A 12,410-nucleotide genomic window follows, 5' to 3' on the forward strand; every position below is an offset into this window, starting at 1 on the left:
TTTGATATTGGTACGGACAAATCATTGATTCATGGGTACTCTGGGCAAGGTGGAAATCATCGTGCTCTCAGACCCCGCGGCCGTGGGCCGCCACGCCGCCCGCCTCATCGCCGACACCCTTGCCGGGAAACCCGACCCCGTGCTCGGCGTGGCTACAGGCTCCAGCCCGCTGGCCACCTATGCCGAACTTGCAGCCCTGGTGCACGGCGGACTGGATCTTTCCCGCGCCAGTGCCTTTGCGCTGGATGAATATGTGGGACTGGACGCTGCGCATCCCGAGGCCTACCACTCGGTCATCCACCGGACCGTGACCGTCCCCTTGGGGTTGGATCCCGTCCGGGTCCACGTGCCGAACGGCGCGGCCGCAGACCTGCGGGCAGCCTGCGCGGACTATGAAGCGGCCATCGAGGCTGCCGGTGGGATTGACGTACAGCTGCTGGGTATCGGTGCCAACGGGCATATCGGCTTCAATGAACCCGGCTCCTCGCTGGGCAGCAGAACCCGCGTGAAGACGCTGGCCCCGCGGACCCGGCGCGACAACGCGCGGTTCTTCGGGGGAGAGGCCGAGGCTGTTCCGGTGCATTGCCTGACCCAAGGCATTGGCACCATCCTGCGTGCGCACTCCGTGTTGCTGGTGGCCACCGGAGAATCCAAGGCGGCCGCCGTGGCTGCCATGGCGGAGGGCCCGCTCGGGGCCTTCTGTCCGGCGAGCGCGCTGCAGCTCCATGAGCGGGCGACCGTGGTGGTGGACGAGGCCGCAGCCTCGTTGCTGCGGGACCGCGAGTACTACGATTTTGCCCGCGACAACGCGCCCGAAGGTGCCTTCGACCTCGACTGATCCACTCTCCGACGCTTGACATCTGTGGCACGCATCACGTATCCATAGATCGGATGTCCTACCTCTTAGCTCGACCTCACCGACCCTCCCCACGCCGGAAAGGCACTTCCCAAGAGATGACCGCACACCACAAGCCCCGACTCTCCCGCGCCGCACGCCCCTTGGCGACAGCCGCCATGATCGCAATGCTGGCACCTGTCGCATTGGCCGGATCCGCTTCCGCGGCCCTACCGGTGCCCGGCAACGACCCGTTCGCCGCCCCGGGCAGCTACAGCGAAGAAAACCTCGCCGCCGACCGGACCGGCGAAAACTACTTCTACCGCATCCCCGCCCTTGCCCACCTGGGCAACGGCGTAGTGCTCTCCTCCTGGGACGCCCGTCCTAACTCCGCTGCCGACGCACCCAACGCCAACAGCATTGTGATGCGCCGCAGCACGGACAACGGCAAGACGTTCGGGCCCATGACCACCATCGCTGCAGGACACCTGGGCGATGCCGAAGAACCAAAGTACGGCTATAGCGATCCCAGCTTCGTGGTTGACGAGCAAACCAACACCGTCTTTGCCTTCTTTGTCTATTCCAAGGACCAGGGCTTCCATGGAAGCACCTGGGGCAATGACGATGCCGACCGCAATGTCATCAGCGCCGCCGTGGTTTCCTCCATCGACGGCGGAGTGACCTGGAGCGAACCGCGCCTGATCACCGATGTGGCCAAGCCCGGTGCCGACTCGACCCCGGAGCCCGGGGACGTGAAGACCACGTTCGCCACCTCCGGGGCCGGGATCCAGCTGCGCTACGGGCCCCACGCCGGGAGGTTGATCCAGCAATACGCCGGCCGGGTCCTGCAGGAGGACGGGAGCACGCCGATCCAGGCCTACTCGCTCTACTCCGATGACCACGGACAGACCTGGGAGCGCGGGGAATTCCTTGGCACCGGGATGGATGAAAACAAGGTCGTGGAACTCTCCGACGGACGCGTGATGCTCAACTCCCGCGACTCGAACAACGGCGGCTTCCGCAAGGTGGCCATCTCCACCGACGGCGGACACAGCTACTCACCGGTCGAAGCGGACACCGAGCTCGTGGATCCGACCAACAACGCCCATGTGACCCGGATGTATCCCGAAGCGGCAGAGGGAAGCCAAGATGCGAAGATGCTGCTCTACACCGGGGCCAACCACCCCACCGAGCGCCGCAACGTCTCGGCCCGGGTCTCCTGCGATGACGGGGAGACCTGGCCGGGGCTGCGCACCATCCGCTCCGGCTTCTCCGCCTACTCGGTGGCCACCGCGCTGGATGCCGGTATGTACGGGGTCTTCTATGAGGGCAGCTACACCAACGACCTCCCCCTTGCCACCTTTGACCGCGACTGGCTGAACGTGGCCTGCGCCCCGCTGGCAGCCGAGGCCCTGGCACTGGATGCGGGGGCCAGCGCCGAGGCGAGCCTGGTCATCACCAACCAGGAAGAGGCGGCGCTGTCCGGAACACTGACGCTGACCGGACCGGCGGGGTGGAGCGCCGGCACCGCCGAGGTCTCTGCACTGGCGGCCGGGGTGAAGACAACGCTCAGCCTGCCGGTCACGGCACCCAGCACCGCCAACGGGGCAGTGAAGCTGCAGGCACGGTTCACCGCCGCCGACGGACGCACCTCGCACAGCACCGTGACCGCCCAGGTGAAGGGTCAATCAATCATCTCGCTCGAGGTGTCGGGCAAGCGCTCGGACGCCGGCCGCGACCTCGCCGCGTTGCCCTACACGGCGGGGGAGAAGTTGCCATACACCTTCCACGTGGCAAACACCGGAAACACCAATGCCTGGGTGGTCCCGACAGCGGGCAACTTCGCCCCGCTGGTTGCAGCACCGGTGGGACAGCCGAGCCCGGCGGGCAATTGCCGCTACTCCTCACTTGCGGCAGGTGCATCCTATGACTGCACCACTCCTCGCCACACCGTGACCGAAGCCGAAGTGGCCGACGGCTTCTTCAAGCCCTCCAGCACCTGGACCACCGGCAGGATCCCTTACTACGCCACGGTGGTGAAGGAATATTCCATTGACGGAGGCGAGGTCGACCTGGTCGTTCGCGCGCCGGGCCTCTCGGCCACTGCCGCGGCCGGCACCTTCACCGACGTGGACGGCAACGGACATGCCTCCGCCGGGGACACCGTCAAGCACGCGGTGGCCCTGGGCAACACGGGCAACGTCCGGCTCACCGGGATCCACGCCGGGGACCAAGCGCTCGCCGAGGAACTCACTCCCGGAGCCACCCTGGAAACCGAGATCGTCCACGAACTGACGGCCGAAGAGGCCGCCGCCGGCGAACTGGCCGGGCGCACCATGGAATTCGAAGCAGCCAACGGCTCCAAGCGGGCGGTTGCGCAGCTCGAACTTTCGGCCGTCCCGCTGCCGCGGGACCCCGCGGCCTGGGAGCCAAACGACGCTGAAACGCAGTCCCCGGCAGACAGCCGGCTTTCATTCGTGCCGGAGGCGGGAGCCGCCCGCTGGGACGGAAACTACTCCGTGGCCCTGGACCTTGCCCGGGGGACCAATGCAAGTGTCTTCCGTCTCTTTGAGGATGGGAAGCTGATCCACGGCCAGCAACTCGAGGCCAACAGCCCGCAGTCGCAGCGCGCCGTGGTCCAGCTGCGCGGCCGCGCCGACGGAACCCGCGTCTACACCGCGGAACTGGAAAACGCCGCAGGCATCGCAAAATCCCTTCCGTTGCGGGTCACCGTGGATTCCGTGAGGGCCGAGTAACCCCCGCCCGCAAGGGATTGAACGGCAGGTGACGGGGGTCAGCGGCCACCGGGTCGCGGACCCCCGTCATGCGGTCTTTCGGAGACCGCCAAACGTTTTTTCCCCGCCCGGGTTTCGTGGACATACAAAAGAATGCTGAGTAGTGAAATAACAGGGATTGAACCGGGACAGGGTTATGATGAGTCGCGATGGCAAGGTTATTTGGGACCGATGGTGTCCGCGGAAAAGCAAACGAACTTCTGACCCCAGAACTGGCAATGGCGATTTCACAAGCCGCCGCCATGGTGTTGGGGCACGAACAAATACATGACGGGCGACGTCCCGTGGCGGTGGTGGCCAAGGATCCCCGGATCAGCGGCGACTTCCTCTCGGCTGCGATCGAGGCGGGCCTCGCGGCCACCGGCGTCGACGTGCACGATGCGGGGACCCTGCCCACTCCGGCGGCGGCTTACCTGGTAGCGGACCTTGATGCCGACTTCGGCGTCATGATCTCTGCCTCGCACAACGCTGCCCCGGACAACGGAATCAAGTTCCTGGCCCGCGGCGGCAAGAAGCTCGACGACGCCCTCGAGGACGCCATCGAGGCGGCCATGGAGAAGCCCAAGTACCGCCCGGTCGGTGCCGACGTGGGACGCATTTCGCGCTTCGCCGATGCCGAGGACCGCTACGTCATGCACCTGTTGCAGACGCTGCCCAACCGCCTGGACGGGCTCAAGATCGTCCTTGATTGCGCCCACGGCGCGGCCAGCGGATGCTCGCCTGAGGTCTTCAACGCCGCCGGTGCCGAGGTCCTGGTCATTGGCGCGGAGCCGGACGGCATCAACATCAACGACGGCTACGGCTCCACGCACCTGGAACGCCTGCAGGCGGCAGTGGTGGACAACGGAGCGGATCTGGGCATTGCCCACGACGGCGACGCCGACCGCTGCCTGGCCGTTGACCATGAGGGAACCGTAGTGGACGGGGACCAGATCATGGCGATCATGGCCACCGCATTGAAGGACCGCGGGGAACTGAAGGACAACACCCTGGTCGCCACCGTGATGAGCAACCTCGGGTTGAAGATCGCGATGCGCGAAGCCGGCATCACCGTCAAGGAAACCGGCGTGGGGGACCGCTACGTGCTCGAGGGCATGCGCGAGGGCGGCTACAACCTGGGCGGCGAACAGTCCGGCCACGTGATCTTCGCAGACCACGCCACCACCGGGGACGGGGTGTTGACCGGCCTGCACATCGCAGCGCGCGTCAACTCCACCGGCAAGACCCTGAAGGAACTCTCCGGCGCCATGACGGTACTGCCGCAGGTGCTGATCAACGTCAAGGGCGTGGACAAGCTCGCTGCTCCCGCGAACAAGATGCTGATCGCCGCGATCGTTGCCGCCGAGGCCGAATTGGGCCACAACGGCCGGGTGCTGTTGCGCCCCTCGGGTACCGAGCCGGTGGTTCGCGTGATGGTGGAAGCCACCTCGCAGGACATGGCACATTCCCTGGCCACTTCGCTGGCCGCAGTCGTTTCGCGCGAACTGGCACTATAGATTCTCCTTGCAACATTGAGACCGTGGCCGAGTGTTCCGGCACCTACGGTGTCAGGCGCTCGGCCACACGCATTTGAGGTGTGCAGCACTTCGCTGCAGCCGTGACTGTCGAAAGGGTGTGCCAGAGGCATGAGCATGAAGATATCGGTGATTGGCACAGGATACCTGGGCGCGACACACGCGGCCTGCATGGCCGAGCTTGGCTTTGAGGTGATCGGCGTGGATGTCGATCCGGCCAAGATCGAGGCGTTGTCCGAAGGCAAGCTGCCCTTCCACGAACCGGGCCTGGGAGAGCTGCTGCGCAAGCACGTGGCCTCCGGACGGCTGCGCTTCACCACCGACTACGAGGAAGTGGCCACTTGGGCCGATGTGCATTTCATCGGCGTCGGCACCCCGCAGCGCGCCGACGGCCACGGGGCGGACATGCGGTTCGTCGATGCCTCGGTGGCGGAACTTGCCACGCGCATTCGCGGCACCGCGCTGATCGTGGGCAAGTCCACGGTTCCGGTGGGCACCGCACGCCGGCTGCGCGGGCTCATTGCCGCCAACGCCCATCCGGATGCACAGATCTCCCTGGCCTGGAACCCCGAGTTCCTGCGCGAGGGCTTCGCCGTGGCAGACACCATGTCACCTGACCGGCTGGTGCTGGGAGTCGAGGACGCAACCTCCGAGGAGATCCTGCGCCGGGTCTATGCCCAGGCGCTGGAGGCAAACACCCCGCTGATCGTCACCGACTTCGAGACCGCGGAACTGGTCAAGGTGGCCGCCAACGCGTTCCTGGCCACCAAGATTTCCTTCATCAATTCCTTTGCCGAGGTCACCGAGACCATCGGCGGGGACATCGCGGTGCTGGCCGATGCGCTGGGCCATGATGCAAGGATCGGGCGCAAGTTCCTCAACGCCGGAGTGGGCTTCGGCGGAGGTTGCCTGCCCAAGGACATCCGGGCATTGCAGGCCCGCACGAGCGAGCTGGGACTGACCCACACCATGGGTTTCCTGGCCGAGGTCGACGAGATCAACCTGCGCCGGCGCGAACGCGTGGTCCGACTGGCCCAGACGATGCTCAACGACAAACTGGTGGGCGCCCGCATTGCGGTTCTTGGAGTCACCTTCAAGCCCGACTCCGATGACGTGCGCGATTCCCCGGCGTTGGATATCGCCGTTCGGCTGTTCAACGCAGGTGCTGACGTTTTGGTCTATGACCCCAAGGGGAACAAGAACGCGGCCGATCGTTTCCCGCGGCTGCAGTACGCCAACGACCTGCCCGAGGCCGTGAAGGATGCCGACCTGGTGCTGCTGCTCACCGAGTGGGCCGAATTCAAGGCGCTTGTCCCGACGGACCTCGAGGAATTGGTCGCCACGAAGCGCATCATCGACGGACGCAATGTGCTGGACCGTGCGCCGTGGCGGGACGCCGGATGGGAAATCGTGCGGATGGGCCAGCACTACGCACCGCTGGATGGAGAACTTTAGGTCGCGCTGACGGCTTTCCGAAGTTCACACAAAGAAGCTGAGCTCAGCCGACCCTGAAGCGGACGGCGCCACAGGACGGTGGCCACATACTGGTTTGACCAGCATGTGGCCACCGTCTTGTGCGTAGTCATCGAAGCGTCCCTGCGGACTGCCCATGGCACCTGCCGGCCCCTGCGTTAGGTGAAGACGATGTATGCGCCAACGCCGCACACGATGGCGATAAGCAGACCAAGTCCAATGTTTTGCCAGACATAGGGCACGCGAGGTCCCTGCCGGTAAAAGCGGTCGTGATTGCGACTACGCGTTCTGCGTCCCAAGATTCTCTCCCCAAGTTTCGTGCGCCCCCCCAGGACGCGATTAAGGTCGATCCTAGCAGGCAGAAGCGATTCGACCATTAATGTGACCAATCAGGAACTGCCCGTTCCCAGCCGAACCGCCTTGGGTCTACAGACCGTCAAAGCGATCGATTCTGGACAGTACCGGATAGGGGTCCTGGCCCTCCAATTGCGTTCGAATATCGGACCGGGCTTGGAACCCAAACGGCTAGGCGGAGGCGGGTCTCTAAGTGAGTACTGAGTATCCGACTATGCCCAGGACAACCAAGGTGAGCAGCCCCAATCCGATGTTTTGCCAGATCACCAGAACACGTGACTTCTTGCGGTAGTAGATTCGATTCCAAGACAAAACAGTCGCCCCCAAACTTAAGACTTCCCCCAATTGGAGCCTTGTTGCACCAGCCTAAACCATGGCGCAGCGGAAAGGACCAAGATGACTATGGCTGATTGCGGGATGTTTCTCAGGCAGCTGGAGACTGGCCTTGGAAGCAGGGCGAAACGCTGCTGGGCGATTGGCACGGAACCCCGGCACCAAGTCCTAAGGGTTGTGGGAGAGCGACAAGAGTATGGCCCGGTAACCAAGACCACAACCAGGCCACGTCGTTCAACTACCGCCGGGGCCGGCGAGCAACTCTTTGGGTGATCGCCAAAGGGGTTTGCCCGGACTATGTGCAAGAACGTACATGCTGATGGCGTCCGGGGAGCCGTTGTCACGACGCCGGTATCAAAACCTGTCCGGCTCGGCTCGTGTTAGAGCCCCAGGTCCCGGCCCGCACGTGGAAGTTCCTGCAAGACATCAACGGCGCTGACGGTGCCCTTGTGGGCCGCGAGGGCACCCGCGTGCGCATGGATCAGTGCTCCGGCAGCAGCAAGGTCCGTCAGGCGATGGCCAAGGGCCACGACGTCCTTGTTCGTGGGCGTGGCCGGGAGGTTGGCTGCGGCCAAGACCGTGCCCAGGATGCCGGTCAGCACGTCGCCGCTTCCGGCGGTTGCAAGGTCAGGCGTGGAAGCATGCACGATCAATGTGTAGCCGTCCGGAGCCGTACAGATAGTTGACGGTCCCTTGAGTAGGACGACACTGTCGTAGGCAACGGCGGCCCAGCGGGCCCAGCGGATCGGGTCGGCCGCGATGTCCCGGGAACTGACGCGTACGCCGGCTTTTGCCAATAGGGCGTGGAGTTCCCCGGCATGCGGGGTGAGGATACGCAACTGGTGGTGCTCGCCCGGTTCCAGCATGGAAAAGGCGCCGGCATCAATGACGCAGGGCGTGTTCGCCGCTAATATTTGCGCCAGGTGCTTGCGGGTGTCTTCGGTGTCGTCCAACCCCGGGCCGATGGCCCAGGCGCCAATGCGTGTTGCACCCTCGCGTTCGTTTCGGCGATTGCGTGCAAGCAATGCCGTGAGCTCGGGGGTAGCCAGGGGAACGGACTCCGGTACCTGGGTAGTCAAGGCGGTTGCCACGGCATCCGGGACAAGGGTGCGCAGAAGGCCCAACCCGCTGGCCACTGCGGCACGAGCCGTGAGCACCGCGGCACCCGGGTACTTCGCGGAGCCGGCCAACAGCCCCAGCACTCCGCGCTGGTACTTGTGGCGCCCGGCGGTGCTCCAGTCTCCGTCACGGCCCAGCAACAGCTCGAGATCGTCTCCCTGCACCACCCAGGCCTCGGGCTCCGGCAAGGCCGCGCCGAGTCCCAGATCCGTAACGCGAATGCTTCCCGAGACCAGATGGCCCGAGCCAACCACGAGCCCCGTCTTCAGCGCGCCGAAGCTCACCGTGCGGTCCGCCGGGATGACGCTATCGACCGTAGCCCCGGTGTCGGAATCGACGCCGCTGGGCAAGTCGCACGCCAGGACTGGAATGTCCCGGGGGATGGCTGGCAACTCAAGACCGGGACGTGCGCCGGTGCCGTAGCCGGCATCGATCAACAGGTCGCAATCCTCGAGCAGTTCGTCCAGGTCCGCTACGGCGGCTGTGCGCCCGCCCGCACGCGACAGGGCGGCCAATCCCTCCTGGTGGGGCTGGGAGCCCAAAAGCACCGCGGTGGCGTGAACCCCGCGCTTGGCCAGCGATGCCAAGGCAAAGAGTCCGTCTCCGCCATTGTTCCCCGGTCCTACCAGCGCCACGGCGCGTGATCCGTAAAGACGCCCGGTATCTTCCTTGAGCATCACCACGGCCTGGTGGGCCAACGCGTCGGCGGCACGGCGCATCAAGGTCAGGTCGTTGGCATCGCGTAGCAGCTTAGCTTCGGCATCTCGAACGTGGGTACCTGCGTAGACGGGGATCATTAGTTCAGAATACCCAACTCCGGAGGGGATTTGCCGCAGAATCGATGCGGTGGCGCAATGGCCCGAGCAAACATGTCGTTGGTGTGGACAATTGCCGGGGACCGGGCTAACGTTCGGCGACTACCATGGCCGTGGCAAGGTCGCCGTCGTGGCTCATGGACAGGTGCCAATGCACCACGCCCTTTCGCTCGGCTGCTTCGGCGACGGATCCGTCAAGCACCACATAGGGATCGCCCGCGCTGTCCTTTTCAATCCAGCAATGCTGCCAGTTCATGCCCGCCGGGGCTCCAAGCGCTTTGGCAATGGCTTCCTTCGCGGCAAAGCGTGCGGCCAGCGACCGAACGTGCAGCTCGCGTTCCGCAGGCACGAAGAGGCGCTCGCGCAGGGCGGGGGTCCGCGCCAACTGCGCCTTGAAACGCGAGACCTCAACAACATCAACACCAATTCCCACGATCATGCCTTCGAGTTTATCTGTCGGGGCACCCAGTCAATGCCACGCAACTGCTCCCCGCCGGGGTCATGGAATGTGCACCCCTATTCCGGAGAGAGGGGAAGTCGTAGGCTTCAAGGCACCGTGGGCAAGGAGCAGACGGAACCGAGGAGTCTGGCAATGACGACAAAAGATCGCGCAAGTGAAGTGGAACCGGCCGCAGTAATGCTATTGCGGGACGGCTTCGGTCGGGTTCGGGAAGGCATCCAGCGGCTTCTGGAAGAAGCCGAACCACGGATGCTGCGCTTCAGGGCGAGCAGCCACTCGAATTCGATGGCTTGGCTTCTTTGGCACCTGACCCGGATCCAGGACGACCACTTCACACACCTGGCCAAGGCACTGGATGAGAGATCTGCGCCGGAGCAATGCTGGATTTCCCGGGGGTGGGTGTTGCGTTTCAACTTGCCCTATGGCCAGTTGGATACCGGATTCGGGCACAGCAGTGACCACGTAGCTGACTTTGGGATGTATGACGGCGAGTACCTGCTGGGCTATTACCGGGACGTGCATGAACAAGCCATGGGTATCTTGGCTACTTTGCGCGAGCCTGACCTGTCGGCCGTTATTGACAGGCGCTGGAATCCTCCGGTCACGGCGGGGGTCAGGCTCATCAGCGTCCTCAACGAAACCGCCTCGCATCTGGGGCAGGCTGAATTCCTCAAGGGCATCTACGCCGACCAATCCGACTGAGGCAGCATTCATTGCTTAAAACACCGGCGGTGCCGGTGTTTCCCCTCTCAGGGAAGCTCCGGCACCGCTGGGTGTGTGAAACCTAAATAGGTCTGAGACCTACTCGACCGTGACTGACTTTGCCAGATTGCGCGGCTGGTCCACGTCCAGGCCCTTGGCGGAGGCCAATTCGCAGGCGAAGAGCTGCAGTGGCACGGTGGCCAGCAGCGGCATCAGCAGCACCGGGGTCTCCGGAAGGTAGAACACGAACTCGGCGTAGTCACGAACCGCCTCGTCGCCTTCCTCGGCGATGACCAGGGTCTTGGCGCCCCGGGCGCGCACTTCCTGGATGTTGGAGACGACCTTGGAGTGCAGCGAATCGCGGCCACGTGGGGACGGAACCACAACGAAGACCGGCTTGTCCTGCTCGATCAGCGCGATCGGGCCGTGCTTGAGCTCGCCTGCGGCGAAGCCCTCTGCGTGGATGTAGGCGATTTCCTTGAGCTTCAGGGCGCCTTCCATGGCTACCGGGTAGCCCACGTGGCGGCCCAGGAAGAGCACCGATTCGGTGTCCTGCATAGAGCGGGCCAGCGACTTGATTTCCTCGCTGCGGTCCAGGATGTCCTGGATCTTGGCCGGGATCTTACCCAGGTCGGCAAGGATGTCCTTGATCTGTCCGGAGAACAGGTTGCCGCGCAACTGGGCTAGGTAGAGGCCGAGCAGGTAGGTGGCGGTGATCTGCGCAAGGAAGGCCTTGGTGGAGGCAACGGCGATTTCCGGTCCGGCGTGCGTGTACAGCACTGCATCGGATTCACGCGGGATGGTGGAACCGTTGGTGTTGCAGATGGCCAGGGTCTTGGCGCCCTGTTCCTTGGCGTAGCGCACGGCCATGAGCGTATCCATGGTCTCGCCGGACTGCGAGATGGAAACGACCAGGGTGTTCTCGTTCACGATCGGGTCGCGGTAGCGGAACTCGTGGCTCAGCTCGACCTCGACCGGGATCCGGCACCAGTTTTCGATCGCGTACTTGGCAACGGAACCCGCATAGGCGGAGGTTCCGCAGGCGAGCACGATGATCTTGGAAACGGCCGCAAGTTCCTCGGGGGAAATGCGCAGCTCGTCAAGGGTCAGTCGACCAAAGGCGTCCGAGCGGCCCAGCAGGGTGTCTGCCACCGCTGCGGGCTGGTCGAAGATCTCCTTCTCCATGAAGGAGCCGAAGCCACCCTTTTCGGCGCTGGCGGCATCCCAGTCAACGTGGAATTCCTTGCCCTCGGCGGGGTTGCCCGAAAAATCGGTGATGCTGTGGGAATCGGGGGTGATCGTGACGATCTGGTCCTGGCCCAGCTCCACCGCGCGGCGGGTGAAGTCAATGAAGCCCGAAACGTCCGAGCCCAGGAAGTTCTCGCCGTCGCCCAGGCCAAGGACCAGGGGGGAGTTGCGGCGGGCGGCAACGACAACGCCGGGGTGCTCGGTGTGCACGGCCAGCAGGGTGAACGCACCCTCGAGCTGGCGGGCGGTCAGCTCCATTGAACGGGTGAGGTTTCCTTCGCCGGCGCCGCGGTAGACCGAGCCCAGCAGCGCCGCTGCGACCTCGGTGTCGGTCTCGGAAAGGAACTCGACGCCTTCGGCGACAAGCTTGGCCTTCAACTCGGCGAAGTTCTCGATGATGCCGTTGTGGATCATGGCGAGGTTGCCGTTATCGGCAAGGTGGGGGTGGGCATTTCCGTCAGTGGGTCCGCCGTGGGTCGCCCAGCGGGTGTGGCCGATACCGGTCAGCGAGGCCGGCAGCGGGTCGGCTTCAAGGGAGTCCACGAGGTTGACGAGCTTTCCCGACTTCTTGCGCGAGTCAATGCCCGCGTCGGTGACCACGGCGAGTCCGGCCGAGTCATAACCGCGATACTCAAGGCGCCGAAGACCCTCGAGAATCACATCGAGCGCCCCGTGATTGGCTGCGCGTCCAGCATTACCTACGTATCCAACGATTCCACACATGCAAAAAAGATTACCGTGCCGCGCAGGTCCCTCGGTTCA

Annotated in this window: 8 protein-coding genes; 5 read left to right on the forward strand and 3 right to left on the reverse strand. The window is 64.4% G+C overall.

The window, feature by feature from the left end:
* Positions 1–49 precede the first annotated feature (49 nt).
* The 4 genes from nagB (at position 50) to Q2T94_RS14675 (ending at position 6,599) form a co-directional block, all read left to right on the forward strand.
* Positions 50–838 (forward strand): glucosamine-6-phosphate deaminase, encoded by a 789-nt coding sequence (gene nagB, locus Q2T94_RS14660; RefSeq protein ID WP_436836847.1) that lies wholly within the window; start codon positions 50–52, stop codon positions 836–838.
* Positions 839–954: 116 nt separating this feature from the next.
* Entirely contained in the window at positions 955–3,591 is a 2,637-nt protein-coding gene (locus Q2T94_RS14665) for a sialidase family protein (protein WP_302265258.1), read from the forward strand.
* Between the two features lie 188 nt (positions 3,592–3,779).
* Positions 3,780–5,126 carry a phosphoglucosamine mutase gene (gene glmM, locus Q2T94_RS14670; protein WP_264270875.1) on the forward strand — a complete coding sequence of 449 codons (1,347 nt, stop codon included), beginning with the start codon at positions 3,780–3,782 and terminating at the stop codon, positions 5,124–5,126.
* Positions 5,127–5,261: 135 nt separating this feature from the next.
* Positions 5,262–6,599, forward strand: coding sequence for a UDP-glucose dehydrogenase family protein (locus tag Q2T94_RS14675; RefSeq protein WP_302266433.1), 1,338 nt, complete (start codon positions 5,262–5,264; stop codon positions 6,597–6,599).
* Between the two features lie 1,085 nt (positions 6,600–7,684).
* Here the strand turns inward: Q2T94_RS14675 and Q2T94_RS14680 are convergent.
* Together Q2T94_RS14680 and Q2T94_RS14685 are read right to left on the reverse strand one after the other, a co-directional pair.
* Positions 7,685–9,220, reverse strand: coding sequence for an NAD(P)H-hydrate dehydratase (locus Q2T94_RS14680; RefSeq protein ID WP_302265261.1), 1,536 nt, complete (start codon positions 9,218–9,220; stop codon positions 7,685–7,687).
* Between the two features lie 106 nt (positions 9,221–9,326).
* Positions 9,327–9,677: a holo-ACP synthase gene (locus Q2T94_RS14685; RefSeq protein WP_302265264.1), complete on the reverse strand. Its 351-nt coding sequence runs from the start codon at positions 9,675–9,677 to the stop codon at positions 9,327–9,329.
* A 153-nt stretch (positions 9,678–9,830) separates the two neighbouring features.
* Here Q2T94_RS14685 and Q2T94_RS14690 point away from each other — a divergent pair, with 153 nt between their 5' ends.
* Positions 9,831–10,400 carry a mycothiol transferase gene (locus tag Q2T94_RS14690; RefSeq protein WP_302265265.1) on the forward strand — a complete coding sequence of 190 codons (570 nt, stop codon included), beginning with the start codon at positions 9,831–9,833 and terminating at the stop codon, positions 10,398–10,400.
* Positions 10,401–10,499: 99 nt separating this feature from the next.
* Here Q2T94_RS14690 and glmS read toward each other — a convergent pair whose 3' ends face one another.
* On the reverse strand, positions 10,500–12,371 hold the full coding sequence (glmS, locus tag Q2T94_RS14695; protein WP_302265267.1) for a glutamine--fructose-6-phosphate transaminase (isomerizing): 1,872 nt from the start codon (positions 12,369–12,371) through the stop codon (positions 10,500–10,502).
* Positions 12,372–12,410 lie beyond the last annotated feature (39 nt).

Origin of the sequence: Paeniglutamicibacter sulfureus, from assembly GCF_030512175.1 — a bacterium.
In the GTDB taxonomy this organism is placed as follows: Bacteria; Actinomycetota; Actinomycetes; order Actinomycetales; family Micrococcaceae; genus Paeniglutamicibacter; species Paeniglutamicibacter sulfureus.

Coding starts and splice junctions, on each gene's coding strand:
- glmM (WP_264270875.1), top strand. CDS start 3,780: ATGGCAAGGTTATTTGGGACCGATGGTGTCCGCGGAAAAGCAAACGAA.
- glmS (WP_302265267.1), bottom strand. CDS start 12,371: ATGTGTGGAATCGTTGGATACGTAGGTAATGCTGGACGCGCAGCCAAT.
- Q2T94_RS14665 (WP_302265258.1), top strand. CDS start 955: ATGACCGCACACCACAAGCCCCGACTCTCCCGCGCCGCACGCCCCTTG.
- Q2T94_RS14680 (WP_302265261.1), bottom strand. CDS start 9,220: ATGATCCCCGTCTACGCAGGTACCCACGTTCGAGATGCCGAAGCTAAG.
- Q2T94_RS14690 (WP_302265265.1), top strand. CDS start 9,831: ATGACGACAAAAGATCGCGCAAGTGAAGTGGAACCGGCCGCAGTAATG.
- Q2T94_RS14675 (WP_302266433.1), top strand. CDS start 5,262: ATGAAGATATCGGTGATTGGCACAGGATACCTGGGCGCGACACACGCG.
- Q2T94_RS14685 (WP_302265264.1), bottom strand. CDS start 9,677: ATGATCGTGGGAATTGGTGTTGATGTTGTTGAGGTCTCGCGTTTCAAG.